The organism is Acidobacteriota bacterium, assembly GCA_034211275.1.
GTDB lineage: Bacteria > Acidobacteriota > Thermoanaerobaculia > Multivoradales > JAHZIX01 > JAGQSE01.
Genome location: JAXHTF010000075.1, coordinates 1 through 21,092 on the forward strand (window position 1 = coordinate 1; position 21,092 = coordinate 21,092).

A 21,092-nucleotide genomic window follows, 5' to 3' on the forward strand; every position below is an offset into this window, starting at 1 on the left:
GCCCACGGCGGTGATCATGTGATCTCCGCCGTGGGCAGTCAGGGCCTGGTTCTGGCGGCGGTAGAGATCGACAGCGGCAGGATCCTGTGGCGACAGCGGGGTTTCCCCAAGGCCCGGCTGCTGAAGGTCGGTGAAGAGCTGCTGGTGCTGGACGAGAACGGCGTTCTGAGCTGGGGGCGACCCGGTGCCGACGGTGTGCAAGTCCTCGCCCGAGCCAAGGTCCTGGCCAAGCCCTCCTGGACGACTCCCACCTTGGTGGATGGGGTTCTCTATCTGCGCGATCAATGGTCCCTTGTGGCTCTCGATTTACGCCCGGAGCGAGCTTCCCCGCAGGACTGAGCGACCTGGAGCCGCCGTTGCCTTCCCTCCACCCCGCGCGATACCATGCCTAGTGGTGTGTCCAGCGCTGAAAGTGGCCTGTGCGGCCCTCGGCGGGACCCTGTAGATTTCCCAGACGCCCTTGCAACGCAGCTCATCTAGGAGCCTGCTGAAACAGGCACGCCGGGCGGGGGCGCTTCTGTTCACTGGAGGATCGAGGTCATGACGACGATGGTAGAGACGGCGGAAGAGACCGCCGGTTTGAATTTTGCGCTCAATGAAGAGCAGCGGGCCGTGCAGGAGCTGGCGCGGGACTTCGCTCGCGGTGAGGTGGATCCCATCGTCGACGAGATCGACGAGGCCCAACGCTTCCCCATGGAGGTGATCAAGAAGGCCGGCGAGCTGGGCTTCTTGGGCATCATCGTGCCGGAGGAGTACGGCGGTGCCGGCCTCGGCTACATCGACTACGTGTCGGTGATCACCGAGCTTTCCAAGGTCGATCCCTCCGTGGGCATCTCCATCGCCGCCCATAACTCCCTGTGCACGAATCACATCCTCAAATTCGGCAACGAGGAGCAGCGCCGCCGTTGGGTGACGCCGCTGGCCAAGGGCGAGAAGATCGGCGCCTGGAGCCTCACCGAGCCCAACGCCGGCTCCGACGCCGCCGGCACCCAGACCCAGGCCGAGAAGGTGGACGGCGGCTGGGTGATCAACGGTGCCAAGACCTTCACCACCCACGGTTCCGTGGGCGACGTCTGTGTGGTCTTTGCGGTCACCGATCCCGAAGGGCGCCGCCACCACAACATCTCCGCCTTCGCCATCGACAAGGGCACCGAGGGCTTCCGCCCGGGGAAGAAAGAGAACAAGCTGGGCATCCGCGCCTCCGACACCGCCGAGGTGGTGATGGAGAATTGCTTCGTCCCCGACGAGAACTTGCTGGGCGAGCGCGGCGAGGGCTTCATTCAGGCGCTGCAGATCCTCGACGGCGGCCGGATTTCCATCGCCGCCCTGGGGCTGGGCACTGCCATCGGCGCCTTCGAGACCGCCCGGGACTATGCCAAGGAGCGCCAGCAATTCGGCAAGCCCATCGCCGACTTCCAAGCGGTGCGCTTCCACTTGGCGGACATGGCCAACCGCATCGCCGCCGCCGAGATCATGACCTACGCCGCCGCCGAGGCCATGGACCACGGCCGTCCCGTGAGCCAGCTGGCCTCCGAGGCCAAGCTCCTCACCGGTGAGGTGGCGGTCTTCTGCTCCGAGCGCGGTGTCCAGATCCACGGAGGCTACGGCTTCGTGAAGGACTATCGGGCGGAGAAGTACTACCGCGACGCCAAGATCTGCACCATTGGCGAGGGCACCAGCGAGATCCAGCGCCTGGTCATCGCCCGCAACCTGCTCAAGGATTGAGGCAGCCCCATGATCGAAGGCATCGACCACCTGGGTATCGCCGTGCGCTCCATCGACGAGGCGCGCAAGATCTATGAGCAGATGGGTCTCGAGGTGGAGGCCATCGAAGAGGTGCCCCGGGAGGGTGTGCGGGTGGCCATCATCCCCTGCGGCGCCAGCCGCATCGAGCTCCTCGAACCCACCACCGACGATTCCCCCATCGCCAAATTCCTCGCCAAGCGAGGCCCGGGGCTGCACCACCTTTGCCTGGCCACCGACGACGTCGCCGGGGAAGGGGAGTCGCTGCAGCAGAACGGCTTCCGCCTGCTGCGGGAGCAGGCGACCCCCGGCGCCGACGGTTGCCTGGTGAACTTCATCCACCCCAAGAGCGCCGACGGCGTGCTGGTGGAGATCTCCGAGAAGGTCGAGGGCTGATTGCCTTCCAGGCTGCCGTGATCGAGCCCGGCTCCATCGTCATCGTCCACCTCATCAACCCCTCGGAGAAACTCTGGGGCGTGATGCAGGATCTCGCCGTCCACGGCGTCACTCTGCGCGCCCTGGGGGTGGAGAGCTTCGAGGACTGGATGGCCCAGGCGGTGCGCCGCACGGACCAAACCCTGGGCCTGGCGACGGTCTTCGTGCCGCTCTTTCGGGTGGAGAAGATCTATCTCGACGAAGCGGTGGGCGAGGTGGAGAGCTACCAGCAGCGCTTCCTGCGCCGGGTGGGAGTCTCGGTGCAGGAGTACGTGGGGCTGGAGGAGAGCCTCGACGAGCTGTCGGAGGCGGACGGGGGCGTGCTGCCGTCGTGAGCCAGCCCACCAACCCCTCGCTCCCACGCTCCAGCGTGGGAGCTCTTGGGAGACGCTCTAGCGTCGGGGGAGGGGGGCGATGGCCTGTCGTCCACGCCCCGCGGGAGGATCTACCCGCCCCGCTGGAGCGGGGCCTGGGTGTCAGGGCCTAGCTGAATGTCATCGGTTCCCACGCTGGAGCGTGGGAACAAGAAAATTCTGTCTGCTGGATCGCGGTCCCTCACTCAAACTGCACATACCGCACGAAGAAGTCCGTCACCTCGGTCTGCTTCGAGATCAGCTCCTGCGCCATGGCGGGGGTGATGCGCATGCGGCCGGCGTTCTCGCCGGAGGGGGTGGCCATGGCGAGCTCCAGGCTCTGGAGGCCGACGTCCGGGCGTTCGCCGATGTCTTGGAGCGCCTTGGCGCCGACGGCGATGGCGCGGAAGACGGAGGACTCGGAGGCGGTGCTCACCTGCACCAGGGCGCTGCCGTCGGCGGAGCCGCGGAAGACCGCCACCTCGTCGAGGCCGCGGCTGCGGAAGTATTGACGCAGCTCGCCGGCCAGCTCGGCGCGCATGGGAGAAGGCTCCGCGCCGGGCTCGTCGGTGACCCGGTTGGGGGCGGTGCGGGCCGTGGTCTCGCCCCCGGAGTCGGTGATTACGCCGTCTCGTTGGGCGCCGGTCTCGCCGCGCAGCCCGGCGTTGCGGGATTTGATCAGGTCCGAGAGACTGTTGGGACCCTGGGGCGGCGGCGCGGTGGGTTTCTCGACCGCTTTGCCGTCCTCGAAGATGATCGCGCTACCGTAATTGCCGTCGCTGTTGGCCTTTTCAGTACGCGGCACATCGATTCGATCCAGATCGTAGGAAGCCTGGGTGCCGTTTTGCAGCAGCAGGATTGCCTGCCCGTCCACCACCTCATACTTCTTCTGAGTGATGATGCGGGAGCCGTCCTTGAGATAGATCGTGTAGGCGAAGGCCGGGGCGGTGACGAGCCAGGCGAGTAAGAACCAGAGGGTGATCCGCACCGTGCGCATGGAAGGACTCCTTTCGGCGGCGGTCGTCGGGGACCGCGGGATTGAACGAGGCACCGGCCGGCTCAGCAGCTCGCAGCAGCCAAAAGCTCGCAGCAGCTAGAAGCTCGAAGCAGCCAGGGCTCTGCTATCATAACGTGCTGAGCGTCCTTGGAAAACCGAGCGGCAACGTCCGCCGCCAAGGGACTGAAGATACCGCTCGGCAGCTTCGGAATTGCCATCGGGAGCGCCGGCGAAGAAAGGTAGAAAAATCATGCTCATCGTGATGAAGATGGATGCGACCCCGAAGCAGGTCGAGGAGGTGGTAGATGCCATCGAGGACCGTGGTCTCAAGGCGCATCCCATACCCGGAGCTCAGCGTACCGCCATCGGAATCACCGGTAACCTGGGGGCCCTCGAATCCGGCCAGTTCACCGAGATGCGCGGTGTCCTGGAAGTGATCCGCGTCAGCCATCCGTACAAGCTCGTGTCACGGGAATTCAAGCAGGAACCCACCGAATTCAAGGTCGGCGACGTTGCCGTCGGCGGCTCCAATTTCGTGGTCATCGCCGGGCCGTGCTCGGTGGAGAGCTATGAGCAGACCCTGACCATCGCCCGCCGGGTGCAGGCCGCCGGCGCTCAGCTGTTGCGCGGCGGTGCCTACAAGCCGCGCACCAGCCCCTACAGCTTCCAGGGCCTGGGGGTCGAGGGCTTGGAGATCCTCGCCCGGGTGCGCGAGGAGACCGGTCTGCCGGTGGTCACCGAGGCTACCGACATCGACGTCCTGGACGCGGTGGCGGAGCACAGCGACATGATTCAAATCGGCGCCCGCAACATGCAGAACTTCACCCTCCTGCGCCGCGCCGGCCGCACCGGCTTGCCGATCCTCTTGAAGCGCGGCATGGCTGCCACCATCACCGAGTTCCTGCTGGCGGCGGAGTACATCCTCGACCAGGGCAACCCCAACGTGCTGCTCTGCGAACGCGGGGTGCGCACTTTCGCCGACCACACGCGCAACACCCTCGACCTTTCCTCCATCCCGGCGGTGCAGAACATTAGCCATCTGCCCATCATCGCCGACCCCAGCCACGGTACCGGCGTGCGCCGCAAGGTACTGCCGCTGGCCCGCGCTTCGGTGGCGGTAGGCGCCGACGGATTGATGGTGGAGGTCCACAACGAGCCCGAGAAGGCCATGTCCGACGGCAAGCAGGCGCTGCTGCCGGATCAATTCGACCAGCTGATGATCGAAGTCCGCCGCCTGGCGGAAGTGATGAATCGCCGGCTGCCGGTCTATGCTGGGGGTTGAGACCCACCACAGGGTAGCGCCTCCCCCGGTGCTGGGGTAGCATCCCCTCCCAACGGCCATAAGACCTACGACCTTGGGAACCCCAAAGCATGAAATTTGACAACCTCGAGCCAGCCCTTCTGGTGCTGGAGGATGGGACGGTCTACGAGGGCACTTCGGTGGCTCCGGGGACGAGCTTCGGGGAGGTGGTCTTCAACACCTCCATGACCGGGTACCAGGAGATCCTCACCGATCCCTCCTATCGCGGTCAGATCGTGGTCATGACCCAGCCCCACATGGGCAACTACGGTACCGACCCGGACTTCGACGAGTCGCGGCGGATCTGGGCCGAGGGCTTCGTCGGCCGCCGCTTCACCGCCCATCCCGACGGCGACGGGGGCCTGGCGGACTATCTCAGCGAGGGCGGCGTGCCCGGACTGGCGGGCATCGACACCCGCGCCCTGGTGCGGCGCCTGCGCATCCACGGAGCCCTGCGGGGAGTGATCACCAGCGAGCGCTTCGAGGTCGAGGCGCTGCTCAAAGAAGTCCGGGAGCTGGCGCCCATGACCGGTCGCGCTCTGGTGGACGAGGTCACCTGCAGCGAGCCCTACGAGGTGGTTCCGGAGGGCAGCGAGGGGCTGCGGCTGGCGGTTTACGATTTTGGGGTCAAGCAGAACATCCTGCGCTGTCTAGCTCGTCGGGGAGTCCGTTCGACGGTCCTTCCGGCGCGTACTCCCGCTTCCGAATGCCTGGCGTTGGGGGTCGATGGCATCGTTCTCTCCAACGGCCCCGGCGACCCGGAGCCCCTGACCGGTATCGTGGAGAACGTGGCGGAGTTGGCCCATTCCGGGGTGCCGGTTTTCGGCATTTGCTTGGGGCACCAGCTCCTCGGTCTATCCTTGGGGGCCAAGACCTTCAAGATGAAGTTCGGCCACCACGGCGGCAATCAGCCGGTGCGGGACGAGGAGACCGGCAAGGTCACCATCACCAGCCAGAATCACGGCTTCGCGGTGGATCCGGACTCGCTGCCGGCTTCGGTGCGGGCCACCGAGATCAACCTCAACGACGGCACTCTCGAAGCCTTCGTGGTGGACGGCAAGCCGGTGTTCTCGGTGCAATACCACCCGGAAGCGGCTCCCGGACCCAACGACGCCGCGCCTCTCTTCGACCATTTCCTCTCCACCGTCGGCCGCCGCGCCGGCCGCTGAAGACTCTTCTCGTGAAGGGCCTGCTCTCGTGAAGGGCCTGCTCATGAGGGCGGCTCCATGACCGCGGGTCCTACGCCGCCGGAGGGCTCCCTACCTCTACGACGGCCTCTGGCCTGGGAGCTCGCCTGGCGCTTCCTACGCGGTCAGCGCAGCCGCCTGCTCTCCGGCACCGCCCGGGTCGCCTTCGCCGCCACCGCCCTCGGCGTCACGGCGCTGATCATCGCCATGGCCCTGATGACCGGCTATCAGGCGGAGCTGGAGCGCAAGCTCAGCGGCGGTGGCGGAGCGGTGCTGGCGATTCCCGTGGGGTTGGGCAGCGACGAAGCTCCCGCCGCCACCGTCGAAGCCCTGCGCGGCCTGCCGGAAGTGGCGCGGGTACAGGCGGTGGTGCTGGGGCAGGGAGTGCTCACCAGCTCCGCCAACCCGGAGGGCCTGGAGGTGACGGTGCGCGGCATCGATGCCAGCTCCCCGGGAAGGGGCTCTCCGGGCGATGGCGCCGGTCCCTTGGGAGCTACCGAGGAGCAGCTGGCGGTGGCGGAGGATGGTTTGCCGGGAGCGGTGCTGGGAGTGGAGCTGGCCAAGGTGCTCGGCGTTGCTCCCGGTGATGTGCTGCGCCTGGTGGCGGTGGGCTTCTCCGACGGCCGCCCGCGCTTCCGCTACCAGAGCGTGCGCTGCACCGGCACCTTCGCCAGCGGCCTGGCGGAATTCGACGGCGCCTGGTTGCTGATCCGCCGTCCCCTTGCCGTGCGCCTCTTCGGCCCCGACCGCGGCGCCGCCATGTATGAGATCGAGCCCCGCTCGCTGGAGCAGGCCGGAGAGGTGGCGACGGCGGTGGAGAAGGTGCTGGACCAGGGGTATATGGTGACCAACTGGTTGGAGCTCAACCGGCCGCTGTTCAACGCCCTGCGGCTGCAGAAGCTCTTCCTCTTCCTGGTGCTGGGGTTGATCGTGGTGGTCTCCACCTTCCACGTCGCCTCCACTCTGATGGTGGCGGTGCGCGAGCGCATGCGGGATCTGGGCGTGCTCCAGGCGTTGGGGCTGCAGAGGCGGGTGCTGTGGCGCAGCTTCGTGCTCTACGGCGGGCTGCTGGGGGCCCTGGGAGTGGCCGCCGGCGTACTGGTGGGTTGCGCCGCCGCCTGGTTCCTCGACACCTTCGAGGTGATCCGCTTTGACGCCGAGGTCGCCGCCATCTACTTCATCAACGCGGTGCGCTTCGAGGTCCGGCTCACCGACGTCTTGCTCATCGTCACCTTTGCCTTGGCGGTGAACCTGGTGACCTGCGCCTTTCCCGCCTGGCGGGCGACGCGCATCGATCCCACCCAGGCTTTGCGCTACGAGTGATGCTGAGGTTGAGAGAGTAAAGAGCAGGCAAGGGGGAACGGGCCGTCAAGAACGGCCCGCCCGATTTTGAAATGCTCGGTGCGGCTAGGTACCGCGGTAGGGTCAAAGACATGGACGGCGCAAGCCGTCGCGGTGCTCCAATTCCGGCGACGAATGCCGCTGGGGGAGCCCCGGTAGGTCAACTGCCGCAAGGCAGTCTTATTGATATATACGGATTGTAGCCTATTTTCGATTGGCCTCCAACCGCTTTTTTTGTAGAAATCTTCCCATTTCGGCCGGAAACTCGCCTAGATAGGGCTTTCTAAGACAAATTTCTTCGTCACGAAACCATGGACAAGGCCATCACCGACGAAGACCGCCGCCGCCTTTTGCCCCGCGCTGGCCTGTGCGCCAGCTGCCGCCATCTGCGGCTGCTGTCCAATCGGCGGAGCGTTTTCGTCTACTGCCGGAAGTCCGAGGACGACTCCCGCTTCCCCCGCTATCCGCCCTTGCCGGTGCGGAGTTGTTCCGGTCACGAGCCCGCTGACGGATGGGAAGAAAAACCGTAAGTGTGATCAGCCGCCGTCAGGGCCAGAGCCAGAGGATCAGCGCTCCCGCAACCCCGGCGCCGGACCAGAGCATCGCCACCCGCCGCAGCAGGGGCCGGCTGCCCAGCGCCGCCACCAGCCCGAGCTTGAAGGCCAGGTTGGCCAGGGCAGCCAGCAGGATGACCCGCCAGCCGGTCTCCACCGCCAGCTTGCCACCGCTGATCATCTGGGCGGTGGAGAGGGTGATGGCGTCGACGTCGGTCAGCCCGGAGAGCACCGCCACGACGTAGAGCCCGGATTCGCCCAGATACTCCTGGGCCGCCGCCACCGCCAGCAGGATCACCGCGTAGAGACCACCGAAGATCAACGCCGAGCGCAGCTGCGAAGGGTTGCCTTGCTCGGGCATCTCGCCGCTGGCGCTGCTGCCCAAATGCCAGGCGGCGAAGGAGATCAGGGTCATCACCGCCAGCATCGCCAGCAGCGGTGGGGCCAGCGCCGCCAGGGAGCCCGGTGCGACCACCGCGATCTCCACCAGCACGCGGCAGAACGCGACGGTGGAGGCGATGGTGATGACCAGCGCCGCCAGGCCCACCACCGTCGCGGATCCCTTCTCTTCCTCACCGTTCGTTGCCGCCGACTCCGGATGGCTGCTGCGGCTGTAGCTCAGGGTGGTGGCGGTGCTGGAAATGACTCCTCCCAGCACCCCTGCCAGCACGCTGCCGGCCCGCTGGCCGAAGATCTTGTACGCGATATAGCCGCCGAGCCCGATGCCCACGATGAGCACCACCATGAGCCAGATCTGCCGTGGGTTGAGGACGTCGAAGGGGCCGTAGGTGCGATTCGGCAAGACCGGCAGGATCACCAACGAGATGAGGACGAATTGGGTGATGGCTTTGAAGTCCTCGTCGCCAATGCGGTCCACCAACGCGTGCATCGGCGCCTTGAGCTGCAGCAGCACCGCCAGCCCGCCAGCGATGACGATGGCCACCGCCGTTTCCCCCACCACCAGATAGGCGCCGACGGCGAACATGAGGAGGAGCGAGAGCTCGGTGGTCAGGCCCGGGTCCTGAGGACGCTGGCGGTGTTCCTCCAGGCTGCCGAGAATCGCCAGGGCCGCCACCGCCAGCAGACCCACCGCCAGCAACCAGCCACCGAAGTCCTGGGCCAGGTAGGCGGTGAGGGTGCCGAGGATGGTGGTCACCGGGAAGGTGCGGATCCCCGCCATGGCGGCGTCCGCTCGCTCCCGCTGCAATCCCACCAACAGTCCCAGCCCGAGGGCCAAGCCCAGATCTGCGAAAATCGCGCTGAGGGTCATCTCGTGGGGCTCCATGGGATGATCATAGCGCTGTCGCCCATCGGCCCAGCAGCCATGCCAGACGCGATTGACAGCTTCCAAAGGCGGTTGCTATGGTCACCTCAAACTCAGGAAACACGGCTCCCCCTCCGCTCGTAGGGTGGGACGGGACTCGTGTATTGAACCTGGCATCAAGCTGAGCATCGAGCCTACCCACACCGTGAAGGTACCTTCAGACCGTCTGCCTTGGAAAGGATCGGGATCATGTTCCAACGCCTCAAGAACCTGTTCAAAGGGTTCCTGAGCCTCTTCATCTCCGGAATCGAGAAGGCCAACCCCCGCGCCCTCATCGAGGCCGAGAAGGAGAATCTCCGGTCGCAGATCGCGCGCTTCAACGAGAACCTGGCCGACCATGCCGCCTTCGTCGAGCGCCTGCTGCGGCAAGTCAAGAAACTGGAGAAGGATGAGCAAGAGCTGGCGGCCAAGGCCGCCGCGCACCTCAAGCTGGGGCACCAGAAGGCGGCGGGGCAATACGCCCTGCAGCTCAAGACGGTCAAGGCCCAGCTGGAGGAGAACAGCCAGCAGCTGGAAGCGGCGGAGGTCACCTTCAAAAAGCTGGTCAAGGCTCGGGACGTTTCCGTGCGCGAGGCCGAGGCCAAGATCGAGAAGCTCAAGCGCATGATCTCCGAGGCGGAGATGATGGAGGCCCAGGCCGAGCTGCAGGAGATGGCTCAGGGCATGATCACCTCCATCGGCGGCTCCGGGGATACCCTGGCACGGGTGGAGGAGTACATCAGCGAGCGCCGGGATCAGGCCGCCGGCCGCGCCCGGGTCGCCTCTTCCTCCGTCGACACCACGGAAGTGGAGCTGATGGAGGCGGAGCAGGAGGCGCTGGCGGATCAGGCCCTCAGCGAGTTCGCCGCTGCCTACGGCCTCGACATGCCGGCACCGGAAGCGGCGACCGCGGCGCCGGGCACCGAGGCCGCTCCCCAGGTCAAGGATATGGGGCCCGCCGTCGAAGAGGAAAGCTAAGCTAGTCAGCAACGGGCGCTCGCGCGCCGGTGAAGGAGAACCGTCATGTCGGAGAAAGTCGGCCCCACGGGCCTTGGAAAGCTAGTCATCGCCGTCATCGTCCTCGCGCTGCTGGGCGGCGCGGTGTTCTTCTTCCGCGACCTCATCGCCCCTGAGGGCAAGGGCGCCGGGGATGTCGATCTGGACAAATTCCGCGACGAGGTGGGGCGTTACGAGGCGCCGGACACCGCCGGCATCACCACCGTCAACGAGTACACCTACGTGCCCGCCGAGCGTCTGCCGGCGGTGCAGGGCGTCTCCGGTTACTCCTGGGACGAGAACGAGAAGGTCGTTCAATTTCCCATCAACGTTTGGATCGGCTGGCTGCCCATCGTCGCCGCCAACCATGGCTTCGCTCCCAACGAGGACAGCATCTTCTACCGCGACTATGGCTTCAAGGTGAACCTCAAGCTCATCGACGATCCGGTGGTGGCGCGGGACGCCTTCGCCTCCGGCGAGAGCCACATCCTCTGGGGCACCCTCGACATGATGGTGCTGATGGCGCCGGAGCTGATGCGCGACTCGCGCACCGCGCCGCGCATCTTCCAGCAGATCGACTGGTCCAACGGCGGTGACGGCGTCGTCGTCCGCGGCGATATCGAGAACGTCCAGGATCTCAAGGGCAAGACCGTCGTCTACGCCCAGAACAGCCCGTCCCAATACTTCATCAACAACCTGTTGCTCAACGCCGGCATCCAGCCCGGCGAGGTCAACCACCGCTTCACCTCCACCGCCTTCGAGGCCGCCGCCGCCTTCGTCTCCGACAAGAGCATCGACGCCTGTGTCTCCTGGGCGCCGGACATCTACAACATCCCGGAGCGCGTCGAGGGCACCCGCATCCTCACCACCACCGCCGAGGCCAACAAGCTCATCGCCGACGTTTGGGCCGCCCGGGCGGACTTCGCCAAGGACCACCCGGAGATCGTCCGCGGCCTGGTGGAGGGCATCTTCAAGGGCATGGAGCAGCTCGAGGACGCCACCGCCAAGGCCCAGGCCTTCCAGTGGATGGCGGAGGGCTACGGCTTCGCCGTGGACGAGGTGCAGGCCATGGAGGCGGACGCCCACTCCACCAATTTCGCGGAGAACAAGGGCTTCTTCCTCAACCAGAACAACCCGGCCAACTTCGAACGCACGTGGAAGAACATCACCTTCGTCTACCGCGAGCTGGGGCTCATCGACACCCCGGTGCGCTTCGACGAGGTGATGGACTTCTCGGTGCTCCAGGGCATCGAGGAAGACGGCCTCTTCGCCCAGCAAAAGGACGAGTACAAGACCGCCTTCGCCCCCACCACCTACACCCGGGTACGGGCCGAGGCGCCGATCCTCACCCAGACCATCCGCATCAACTTCTTCCCCAACTCCGCCAATCTCTACGAGCCGGCGCGGGACGAATTCGGCAACCCGCTGGCGGACACCCTCTACGATCCCAACGTCAACGCCACCCTCGAGCAGGTGGGCCGTCTGGCGGGGCAGTACGAGCGCGCCACCATCGCCGTGGTGGGACACACCGACGCCTCCATGCGCGGTCAGGGCGTGCGCTTCGAGGACGTCCAGACCCTGTCGACGGACCGCGCTCAATCCGTGCGCGACGCGTTGATCGAAGAGTTCGGTTTCGACCCGAATAAATTCGTCGTCGAGGGCGCGGGCTGGAACGAGCCGGCGGATCCGGACGATCCCGACAACCATGCCCTCAACCGGCGCGTGGAGGTCTCCGTCTATCCGCCGGAAGCGCAGTAGGCGGAGACGGAGGAGCCCCCATGGCCGAGTCGGCGAGCCCCCCGCCGGGGGACGACGGGTCACCGGAGCCCGTCGAGTCCGCTACCTCCGGTGCAGCGCCTTCCGGAGCGGAGGCCGGCGGCAAGGGGCCGGAAGCCCCCGCCTTTGAAGCCGCCCGGGACACCACCGCCGGCGTTCTGGGCTGGCTGAGGATTCGCGAGCGCCTGCCCGCCTGGCAGCGCTGGCTGCTGGGCTCCCTGCCGGTGCTGGCGCTCCTCGGTCTGTGGTGGTGGGCCACCTCCGGCCCGCGGCCGGAAGACCGCTGGATCTCCCCCACCATCCTGCCCAGCCCGTGGGAAGTGGCGCTGAGCTTCGAATCCCTGTGGTTCGACCGCGCTCTCACCCGCAATCTGCTGATCTCGCTGCGGCGCGTGGTGGGTGGCTTCGCCGTCGGGGTCGCCATCGCTCTGCCCCTGGGCGTGCTGATGGGTTCCTTCTCCAAGGTCAAGGCCACCTTCAGCCCGCTGGCGGTGCTCGGCGCCTACCTGCCCATTCCGGCGCTGGTGCCCCTGACCCTCAGCCTCTTCGGCATCGGCGAGCGCCAGAAGATCCTCTTCCTCGCCCTCGCCTTCCTGATCTATCTGCTGCCCCTGGTGGTGTCGGCGGTGGATCAGGTGGATGAGGTCTACCTCAAAACCGCCTACACCCTCGGGGCGAGCAAGTTCCAGGCGGTGCAGAAGGTGCTGCTGGGCATTGCCTGGCCGGACATCTTCCAGGCCCTCCGCCTCGGCTTCGGCATCGGCTGGAGTTACATCCTGCTGGCGGAGATGGTGGACATCAACGGCGGCCTCGGTGACATCATCATCACCTCCCAGCGCCGCGGTCCCCGAGAGCACATCTACCTGGTGCTGCTGGTCATCGTCGGCGTCGCCTTCATCACCGACAAGCTGTGGACCACCCTGGGGCGCTTCCTCTTCCCCTATCGGCGGGAGACCTGATGATGGAGCCCAATTCCTCCCCGACAGATCCTCGCGAACCTTCTAGCCGCAAGCCCCCGCCGGTGGTGGAATTCCGCGGGGTGGAGAAGACCTTCGCCTACGGCACCCCCAAGGCCTATACGGCGATTCAGAATCTGGAATTCTGCGTCGAGGACCGCCCCGAGGCCGGTGAGTTCATCTCCATCGTCGGCCCCTCCGGCTGCGGCAAGTCCACGGTCCTCAACCTCATCCAGGGCTTCCCGGACGTCTACCCTCCTACTTTTGGCGAGGTGCTGGTGCGCGGGGAGCGGGTCACCGGCCCGGGCCGGGATCGGGGGATGATTTTCCAGAAATACAGCTCCTTCCCCAACCGCACGGTGCTGCGCAACGTCACCTTCGGTCTCGAGCTCAACCGGGACGAGCTGGGTCTCTCCCGGGAGGAGATGGACCGCATCGCCCTCGAATGGATCGAGAAAGTGGGCCTCGGGGGCCACGAGTACAAATACCCCCACCAGCTCTCCGGCGGTCAGCAGCAGCGGGTGGCCATCGCCCGCTCCCTGGCCTTGAAGCCGCGCATCCTGCTCATGGACGAGCCCTTCTCCGCCCTCGACGAGCCCACCCGCTTCGAGATGCAGCGCCTCATCACCAGCCTGTGGCACGAGATCCACGCCACCGTCTTTGTGGTCACCCACTCCCTGGACGAGGCGGTGTACCTGGGGGACCGGCTGTGGATCTTCACTCCCGCCCCGGGGCGCATCGGTCGCAGCTTCGAAGACATCCTGCCGCCGGTGCACGGAGTCGATCCCCTCGACGCCCAGCAGACGCCTCAATTCAAGGCCGCCGTCGGCGAGGTGGTGGAGGCCTTCCACCAGCTGCAGGCGGAGCATGGTACCGAGGAGAGTCACGCCGGAGCGGGCGACGAGTGAGGCGGGAGAGCTGATGAGCCGGGACGTGCCGCTGGGCTTCGGCGACTACCTCAAGGCTGCCTTCTGGCGCCGGATCCCCATCCCCGGCATGGGGCTGATGCCGGTCAACCAGCTGGCCCTGGGAGCCTTCGCGGTGCTCGGCCTGGCCAACCCCGGCTTCTGGCTGCTGGGGGCGGCGGCGGAGCTCGCCTATCTCTTCGCCCTGTCGGGCAACGAGCGCTTCCAAAAACTGATCCGGGCGGAGCGCCTGTCCGCGGGCCAGGAGCAAGCCCAGGTGCGCCTGCAGCGGGCCATCGACAACCTCAACCTCGAGTCCCGCCGCCGGTATGCCCGGCTGCTCACCCAGGCCCGGGAGATCGCGGAACCGGCGCTGCGGCTGGACGATGCCGGCGGCCCGGTGAAGCTCCAGGAGGTGCGCTCCGGTGGCCTCAGTCAGCTGGTGTGGATCTTCCTGCGCCTACTGCTCTCCCGGGAAGCGGTGGACGAAACCCTCCGCCGCGTCGACCGCCGGCGGGTGGAGAGCGAGATCCAGAAGCTCGAAAAGAAGCTCGAAGACACCGCCGAGGACTCGCCCCTCCAGCGCTCCATGCGGGGCACCCTGGAGATTCAGCAGAAGCGTCTCGAGAACCTGGAGCGGGCGGAGCAGAGCCGCCGCATCGTCGACGCCGAGCTCGAGCGCATCGAGCGCCAGGTGGAGCTGATCCGCGAGGAAGCGGCCCTCACCAATCGTCCCGAGGTGCTCTCCGACCGCCTCGATTCGGTGAGCGTCACCCTCAATGAGACCAATCGCTGGATGGAGCAGCACTCGGAGATCTTCGGTGGCCTGAGCGGCCTGGAGACCGATCCCCTCGCCGCCGATCCCCTTGCCGCCGACGGGCCGGAGCTGCCGTCGGTGAGCGAGATTCCCGATCCGCCCAAGAAGGAGACCGAAGGATGAGCTCTCTGCTCCCCTGGGCGGAGGAGATGCGCCAGCGCTTCCGCGCCGGCAGTACCAGCCAATTCATTCTCTACGGCAGCATCCACGACGTCGTCCCCGCCGGCCCAGCCCCCGGCGGCCCCACCCCCGCCTCCGCCTCCGAGGTCGCTGCCGGCACCCCCGAGCTCGAGCTCGGGGGCGGCTCCGCCAGCCCGTCCGAGGGCTCCGGAGGGTCGAGCCCAGCTCGAGCCTCAGCCGAGGCTCCCGCAGCAGCACGAGCCGGCGCTCAGCGCTACGTCTCCCTGCCGCGATTCCTCACCGAGGTGATGTTCGAGCCCTTTGACGTGGTGCTGCACTACGACCGCGGCCGCGGCCTGCGGGTGAAGAAGGGCGGGCCTCACTTCTATAAGTACTTGGAGGCCTTCGACGCCTTCCAGGGCACCAACTGGGCCAAGCTCCCCGACGGCGCCGAGATCGGCGACTCCCTCGATCTTGCCAACTTGCTTCCCCGGGACGCCCCCCGCGCCCTGGAGCTCATCCACCGTTTCCTTCGCGGCAGCCAAAGCCTCACCCGCATCGACTCCGCCGGCCGCCGCGTCCCGGCGCCCCTCAAGGTGGCGGTGGTGCTGGAGTACGCCCACTTCATCGCTCCCCGGGCCGACGCCGTACAGCTCGCCGGCGAGCGCAGCCAGGTGCTGATCCAGCTCCTGGAATGGGCCAGCGACCCGGCGATCCTCGGCGCCTTCGTGGCCACGGTACTGATCACCGACACTCTCGCCACCCTCAACCAAACCCTGGTGGAGAGCCCCTACAACGCCAAGATCCAGGTCCGCTTGCCCACGGCGGAGGAGCTGGTCAGCTACGTCCACGACCTCACCGCCGGCGACAAGGCTTTCGACCGCCTCTCCGACCTACCCCGGGAGCAGCTGGCCGCGCGCCTGGTAGGCCTTTCGAGAGTCAACGTCCGCGCCCTCATCCTCCGCGCCCTGCGCAACGAGCAGCGCCTGACCCACAAGTTCATCGCCCAGCTGCGCAAGGAGTTGATCGAGAAGCAAGCCGGTGGTCTGGTCGAATTCGTGGAATCGAGACGAACCCTCGACGCCGTCGCCGGCCATCAGGAAGCCAAGGCCTGGCTGCGCCAGGACGCCCAACTCCTCCGCCGCGGCGCCGTCCGCGCCCTCCCCATGGGCTACCTCATCGCCGGCCGCATCGGCACCGGCAAGACCTTCTTGGTGACCTGTCTGGCGGGGGAGGTAGGGGTGCCGGTGGTGGAGTTGAAGAATTTCCGCGACAAGTGGGTCGGCGCCACGGAGGGCAACCTGGAGAAGATCTTCTCCATCCTCCACGCCCTCGGGCAGGTCATCGTCTTCGTCGACGAGGCCGACCAGGTCACCGGCCGCCGCGACTCCGGCACCGGCGACGGCGGCGTCTCCGGACGGGTCTACGGCATGCTCGCCCGGGAGATGAGCGACACCACCAACCGCGGCAAGATCCTATGGATTTTCGCCACCAGCCGCCCGGACCTGGTGGAAGTCGACCTCAAGCGCCAAGGTCGCCTGGATGTCCACATCCCCCTTTTCCCGCCCCAGGACCCGGAAAGCCGCCACGACCTCTTCTACGCCATGGCCCGCAAAACGGGTCTCGACCTCACCGCGGAGGAGCTCCCCTTCCTCCCGGACAATCCCCAAATCGGCGGCAACGAGATGGAAGGCATCCTCGTCCGCGCCCTCCGCCTCTACGAATCCCGCTCCGACGACGACTCCCGCACCCTCCCCACCATCATCGAAGAAGTCATCGCCGACTTCCGCCCCTCCGCCCACATCGACCGCCTGGAGCTCATGGACCTCCTAGCCGTCAAAGAATGCACCGACCACCGCTTCCTCCCCCCGAGATACCGCGACCTGTCGTTGGGGGAGGTGAATCGGAGGATTGCGGAGTTGCGGGTGCGGGTGGGGGAGACTTGACTTAGAGCAAAGTATGCCCTAGGATATTTCTTGTCGCCGGATTCCGGCGTTAGAGGGTCTTTGACAACTCCTTTCTTCGATGTGCATAGCTATGAAGGGCAATTGATCTTGCCTTAAGCAGAGCTCTTGAGTTCTGTCCTGAAGCGCACTGCAAGGCCAGTGCGTAGCAACTCTCTCTAAGAGTTGTCCCTTCCGGCCCACCCTCCACGGGTAGAGTCGGTGGCGAAGCACCTGGGACTAGCTTGTCTCGCGGCCTGGTAAGGCTGGGGGATGGCCGGTCTGAGCGTGGACCTGTGAAACTCACAGCCTAAATCTGAGCAAGCGTAATGATTGCGTGTAAGCGAGGCTAGGCGAATCGGTCTGCGCTTTAGGGAGCCTAATCACTTTAGGCTTCCTTACTGGCAATAAGCTTTCCAGTTTCCATTTTTTGGGCGTTTCGTCAACGGGCAGACCTGAATCTACCGGCAGACTGGGTACACCCACGGTAATTGCGCATCGGATTGGGCGCCGGAGCATGAAGTTCCGGGGTGCAAAGAAAGGAGAGCTTATGAAACATCATAAGTCGTCAAGCCTTTCTGCTGTTATCGTTCAACTCGAGAAGATGGCAGCAGAGCCCAGTCTTAGCCAGTCGCGACGCGATGCCCTAGAAAGGGCTATCGAGGAACTGCGGGAGCAAGACAAGAACACCGTGGTCGATTTCACAGTCATTGTACGTGCTGTTGAAGCGGTGTCGAAAATCTTTGTCAGTGTATCTCGCGTATGGCCATGGTAGTGCGTTGCGAAGGTAGATCAGGTATTTGTCATTCCCTATGAGCTACGGTTCGACAATAAAGAGAGTTAGGCGTTTGCGGCATCTGAGCCAGCAGGCCTTAGCTGAAGGTGCCGGTATCTCAGCGAGTCATCTTTCTCTCATAGAATCCGGAGGGAGGATGCCAAGCCTTGAAGTATTCCAGCAGCTCTCCGAGGTTCTTGAGGTTCCTTTGTATCTTATGGTGTTCCTTTCTGCTGAGCCAGAAGTTCTTGATAAGGAAATAGAAGGCCTTGCCGAGATACCAGAGCAATTACTCGGCTTGTTGTTGGATGTTGAGTGAATTATGCTAAATATCGAGTCAAGGAGAGATCTGAGCTACTCTATCGGGCTGAGCGTTGCAGAGCTAAAAGCTCTTGCTGGAAAGACGGGTGGTTACTACTCTCCGTTTCAGGATAAGAGCGGCAGAAAGCCGCGTTTGATTGACTGCCCGATAGAACCACTTTCTGAGGTGCAAAAGGCTGTTTATCGAGCCTTTCTCCGGGACCTACGCTATCCAGACCATCTCTTTGGCGGTATTCGTGGTCGGTCACCTCTTGCGAATGCCAGTGTCCATCTTGGGAAGAGAGAAGTCCTAAGGATCGACATCAGGAAATATTTCCCGAATGTTACTCATAAGCAGGTATATAGAGCGCTTGTTCGCTTGGGATGCAGTCCTGACGTGGCGAGCTTGTTGACCAAGTTGACGACCTGGCGGGGACGTCTTCCGCAGGGAGCTTCTACCAGCATGCCGCTGGCAAATCTTATCCTTTTAGGAACTGATCGGGCAATTCTCCGATGCGCCGCTGAGAGCGGATTGACATATACAAGGTATGTGGATGACCTCGTGTTTTCCGGTGATGAGGTGCGAGGTATCATCAATCCTGTCATCGATCTCATACAGAAGGCTGGGTTCGCAGTTGGAAGAAACAAGATTGAGGTCATGTCTCAAGGCGGAGTGCAGGAAGTGACTGGTTATCGAGTCAATTCCAAAAAAGGGCCTGTCAAGGGGCATTTATATCGCGACCGATTGAGGGCCCAGATTCATGGATTGGAAGCACTTCGCAGCGCACCAGAGCTCTTCCAGGTGGAGGTAGATTGCATTAGAGGGCGTCTACAGCATTTCTCACAGACGAACCCTCAGGCTGCTGAGTCGTTAAGGGGGCGGTTGGATAGTCTTGTTGAGCTAGACAAGGTAACCTCCGGATCGGTGCCTCCTAAGAAGAAAAGAAGGAGAGGGATGCCGCTCTCGGTTTGGCGTCGGCAATTCCGCCAAACGGTTTAGCGTGAGTGCTGCCGGGGAGACAGAGGTCTTGGGCTGGGTTGTGTAGCGTTAGCCTGGTAGGCAATCAGGCACTGCTGTCCCACAAACTCACGCCCCAATCTCCAGGGCGAGCTGAGCGCTTCGTAGGTCCGGCGGCCGGTCAGGCGGTTTGAGCAGGCCGGCGAGGCTTCGCCGCTCGAAGAGATTGAGCTGCAGCAGGCGTAAGAGTTGAGAGAGCGACCAGCCGGCGCGGCCCAGAAACTTCAAATACGCCATGAGTAAATAGACCGAAAGGGCGACCCAGATTTGAGAGAGCACGGCGTTGCGAGACGTACCCAAGAAGCTCTTGATCTTCAGGTTCTGCTTGATCCACTTGAAGAAGAGCTCGATCTGCCAGCGGTCCTTGTAAACCTGAGCGACCGTCGAGGCGGCCAAGTCCATCGCGTTGGTAAGGAAGTAGTAGTGGCGGCCGGTCTCTGGATCTCGGTAGCCAACTCTTCGCAGTTGCAGTCCGAGCCGCTGGGCCTTCCTCCCTTTGAATCGAAGAATTTGATCCGACGTCACGCCCGTTCCGGCAACGACTGGGCGACGCTCCACGACGGTGTAGGCGATGTCTCGCTTGAGCCGCGTCACGAAGCGGATGTCCTTTTGGCTCAGTTGGTTGAAGAAGTCGAAGTCGAAGAATCCTCGATCAAAGACGACCACGCTTCCAGCCGGAAGCTGGAGGCTCTTGGCCCAATGCAGTTCGTGCTCGCGCCCTTCGGTGATGCGCACGAAAACCGGCAGGTGCCCATCGTGATCCAGTCCGATGTGGAGCTTGATCGCGCCCTTGGTGGCTTGATAGCGCGCCCAGGGAAACAGCGAAGCGGTCAGCTCGACCATCGAAGCATCCAGCGAAATCAGCTTGCCCTTGAACCGGAAACGATGTCCAGGAGCTTTCGCCTGTGTCCTCGCCAGGAGTCGCCGGAAGATCTCTTCGAAGAGCTGCGCCGGTTGATGTTGGTTGAGGCGAGCCAGCGAGGACCGAGCGATGGGTCGTGCTCCGAGGTGGTAGAGCTTGTGGGACTGAGCGTTGAAGTTTGCGACGAGGTCTCGGAGGCTGACCCGTCCTGTCAGCTGCGCCATCACGAGGGCCAGGAACTGATCCCACCGACTGATGGCCCGCAATCGGCGACCGCGATGGTGCCTCTGAGCGGCAGCTCGGAATTCATGTCGAGGAAAGATCTTGAGGAGCTGGGCAAACACGGTAGAATGATGAGCCAAGGCCTGGTTCCCCCTTGTTTTCAGTGGTTTGGTTCGCACCTTCATTGTAACAAGGGACTACGGAATCAGGCTTTTCCTTTCTCAGTTTGTGGGACAGCAGTGGCAATCAGGAAGGGGCGTCAAAAAAAAGCATCTTTTCCCATCAGGTTTCCAGTCAGCTTTCCCTTCCTCGAGGTAAAAAAGAGAGGCACGCAAGAGCAAGAACCAGCACTGCCGGCAACCACCGAGCCACTAGCCCCGGCTCTAGCCGTAGCGAGGGAGAGTCCCAAAGGCCGGCGAGCGCTGTAACTCCAAGACTGGATAGCCCAAGGGCGCCAACTAGAATCGCCAGGGCAAGGAGTCGCTGACCGGAGCCGGGAGCGGCTTTGGCCCATCGGAGGAGAAAGAATGCGGCTACGGCGAGGAGCAAGGTCACTGTGGCCACCGATCCCCAAACAATCAGCCGTGGCTCGATGACTTCCATCTCGTCTCCTCCCGCTGGTTCAGGCGTGCCTCAAGAGCTTCTCTGGACACCAAAATAACTGGCGCCCGGTGGGCCGTCAAGCAAGGCAAGCGAGGATAGAGCTGGGTTGCGGGATCTAAGTTTGTTGGACCCTGCCTCCAGCTAGTCAGCATCACCGGAGCTCATGGTTCCTAGCGCAGCCAAAGCCTGTTCGCGGGTCACGGTGGGGAAGTCTTCCAGGAAGTCTTCCAGCGTCTGACCGGCCGCCAAGCAGTCGATGAGATTTTGGAAGGGGACGCGCGTTCCAACAAAAACAGGAGTCCCGCCCAAGATTTCGGGGTGGCTGTGGATGACGGAATTGTGGCTCATGATGGTCTCTGCTGGATTCTGGCACTCGGAGCTGCAGGCAGAAGGCGAGATGCTCAAGGAGGCGGTTCCTCAAAGGTTACGACTGAGAGATTCCGGCCCCGAGCAGCACCGTCGGCCCTTCGTCATTCCCGCGAAGGCGGGAATCTACGCGGGACTGGGGAGTGAATGCCTCCTATTCAATCCAGTGGTGCCTGAAGTCAACCCATCCGGGGAAACTCGGCAGTCACTCCTCACCAGC

21 protein-coding genes are annotated in these 21,092 nt (G+C 64.3%); 17 read left to right on the forward strand and 4 right to left on the reverse strand.

The window, feature by feature from the left end:
- The 4 genes from SX243_13020 to SX243_13035 form a co-directional block, all read left to right on the forward strand.
- Window positions 1-339, forward strand: a 339-nt coding sequence (locus SX243_13020; protein ID MDY7093886.1) for a hypothetical protein, incomplete at its 5' end; no start/stop codon positions are given.
- A 201-nt stretch (window positions 340-540) separates the two neighbouring features.
- A complete protein-coding gene (locus SX243_13025) occupies window positions 541-1,725 on the forward strand; it encodes an acyl-CoA dehydrogenase family protein (protein ID MDY7093887.1) in 1,185 nt (394 codons plus the stop codon).
- Between the two features lie 9 nt (window positions 1,726-1,734).
- Window positions 1,735-2,139 carry a methylmalonyl-CoA epimerase gene (gene mce / locus SX243_13030; protein MDY7093888.1) on the forward strand — a complete coding sequence of 135 codons (405 nt, stop codon included), beginning with the start codon at window positions 1,735-1,737 and terminating at the stop codon, window positions 2,137-2,139.
- Between the two features lie 17 nt (window positions 2,140-2,156).
- Window positions 2,157-2,513 carry a hypothetical protein gene (locus tag SX243_13035; GenBank protein MDY7093889.1) on the forward strand — a complete coding sequence of 119 codons (357 nt, stop codon included), beginning with the start codon at window positions 2,157-2,159 and terminating at the stop codon, window positions 2,511-2,513.
- 220 nt (window positions 2,514-2,733) lie between these two features.
- Here SX243_13035 and SX243_13040 read toward each other — a convergent pair whose 3' ends face one another.
- The gene (locus SX243_13040) at window positions 2,734-3,528 is read right to left on the reverse strand and encodes a hypothetical protein (protein ID MDY7093890.1); all 795 of its coding nucleotides are present in this window, start codon (window positions 3,526-3,528) and stop codon (window positions 2,734-2,736) included.
- A 250-nt stretch (window positions 3,529-3,778) separates the two neighbouring features.
- On the opposite strand from SX243_13040, the gene aroF reads away from it, so the two are divergent.
- The 4 genes from aroF (at window position 3,779) to SX243_13060 (ending at window position 7,886) form a co-directional block, all read left to right on the forward strand.
- A complete protein-coding gene (aroF, locus tag SX243_13045; protein MDY7093891.1) occupies window positions 3,779-4,810 on the forward strand; it encodes a 3-deoxy-7-phosphoheptulonate synthase in 1,032 nt (343 codons plus the stop codon).
- An 89-nt stretch (window positions 4,811-4,899) separates the two neighbouring features.
- On the forward strand, window positions 4,900-5,997 hold the full coding sequence (carA, locus tag SX243_13050; protein ID MDY7093892.1) for a glutamine-hydrolyzing carbamoyl-phosphate synthase small subunit: 1,098 nt from the start codon (window positions 4,900-4,902) through the stop codon (window positions 5,995-5,997).
- Window positions 5,998-6,054: 57 nt separating this feature from the next.
- Window positions 6,055-7,338: an FtsX-like permease family protein gene (locus tag SX243_13055; GenBank protein MDY7093893.1), complete on the forward strand. Its 1,284-nt coding sequence runs from the start codon at window positions 6,055-6,057 to the stop codon at window positions 7,336-7,338.
- Window positions 7,339-7,667: 329 nt separating this feature from the next.
- The gene (locus SX243_13060; protein ID MDY7093894.1) at window positions 7,668-7,886 is read left to right on the forward strand and encodes a hypothetical protein; all 219 of its coding nucleotides are present in this window, start codon (window positions 7,668-7,670) and stop codon (window positions 7,884-7,886) included.
- Window positions 7,887-7,902: 16 nt separating this feature from the next.
- Here SX243_13060 and SX243_13065 read toward each other — a convergent pair whose 3' ends face one another.
- Window positions 7,903-9,195 (reverse strand): MgtC/SapB family protein, encoded by a 1,293-nt coding sequence (locus tag SX243_13065; protein ID MDY7093895.1) that lies wholly within the window; start codon window positions 9,193-9,195, stop codon window positions 7,903-7,905.
- A 228-nt stretch (window positions 9,196-9,423) separates the two neighbouring features.
- Here SX243_13065 and SX243_13070 point away from each other — a divergent pair, with 228 nt between their 5' ends.
- The 9 genes from SX243_13070 (at window position 9,424) to SX243_13110 (ending at window position 18,801) form a co-directional block, all read left to right on the forward strand.
- A complete protein-coding gene (locus tag SX243_13070) occupies window positions 9,424-10,191 on the forward strand; it encodes a PspA/IM30 family protein (protein MDY7093896.1) in 768 nt (255 codons plus the stop codon).
- A gap of 45 nt (window positions 10,192-10,236) precedes the next feature.
- A complete protein-coding gene (locus SX243_13075; GenBank protein MDY7093897.1) occupies window positions 10,237-11,967 on the forward strand; it encodes a phosphate ABC transporter substrate-binding/OmpA family protein in 1,731 nt (576 codons plus the stop codon).
- Window positions 11,968-11,987: 20 nt separating this feature from the next.
- Window positions 11,988-12,944, forward strand: a complete 957-nt coding sequence (locus tag SX243_13080; GenBank protein ID MDY7093898.1) for an ABC transporter permease — start codon at window positions 11,988-11,990, stop codon at window positions 12,942-12,944.
- On the forward strand, window positions 12,944-13,849 hold the full coding sequence (locus tag SX243_13085; protein ID MDY7093899.1) for an ABC transporter ATP-binding protein: 906 nt from the start codon (window positions 12,944-12,946) through the stop codon (window positions 13,847-13,849). Before SX243_13080 ends, SX243_13085 begins: the two co-directional genes overlap by 1 nt.
- Window positions 13,809-14,786 (forward strand): hypothetical protein, encoded by a 978-nt coding sequence (locus SX243_13090; protein ID MDY7093900.1) that lies wholly within the window; start codon window positions 13,809-13,811, stop codon window positions 14,784-14,786. Before SX243_13085 ends, SX243_13090 begins: the two co-directional genes overlap by 41 nt.
- Complete coding sequence (locus SX243_13095) at window positions 14,783-16,729, forward strand: ATP-binding protein (GenBank protein MDY7093901.1); 1,947 nt, start codon at window positions 14,783-14,785, stop codon at window positions 16,727-16,729. The genes SX243_13090 and SX243_13095 overlap by 4 nt, the downstream gene beginning before the upstream one ends.
- Window positions 16,730-17,276: 547 nt before the next feature.
- Window positions 17,277-17,501, forward strand: coding sequence for a hypothetical protein (locus SX243_13100; protein ID MDY7093902.1), 225 nt, complete (start codon window positions 17,277-17,279; stop codon window positions 17,499-17,501).
- Between the two features lie 37 nt (window positions 17,502-17,538).
- Window positions 17,539-17,820 (forward strand): helix-turn-helix transcriptional regulator, encoded by a 282-nt coding sequence (locus SX243_13105; protein MDY7093903.1) that lies wholly within the window; start codon window positions 17,539-17,541, stop codon window positions 17,818-17,820.
- A gap of 3 nt (window positions 17,821-17,823) precedes the next feature.
- Complete coding sequence (locus SX243_13110; protein MDY7093904.1) at window positions 17,824-18,801, forward strand: reverse transcriptase family protein; 978 nt, start codon at window positions 17,824-17,826, stop codon at window positions 18,799-18,801.
- 87 nt (window positions 18,802-18,888) lie between these two features.
- On the opposite strand, the gene SX243_13115 is transcribed toward SX243_13110, so the two are convergent.
- Together SX243_13115 and SX243_13120 are read right to left on the reverse strand one after the other, a co-directional pair.
- Entirely contained in the window at window positions 18,889-20,043 is a 1,155-nt protein-coding gene (locus tag SX243_13115) for an IS4 family transposase (protein ID MDY7093905.1), read from the reverse strand.
- Window positions 20,044-20,647: 604 nt separating this feature from the next.
- Window positions 20,648-20,854: a DUF433 domain-containing protein gene (locus tag SX243_13120; GenBank protein ID MDY7093906.1), complete on the reverse strand. Its 207-nt coding sequence runs from the start codon at window positions 20,852-20,854 to the stop codon at window positions 20,648-20,650.
- Between the last annotated feature and the right edge of the window lie 238 nt (window positions 20,855-21,092).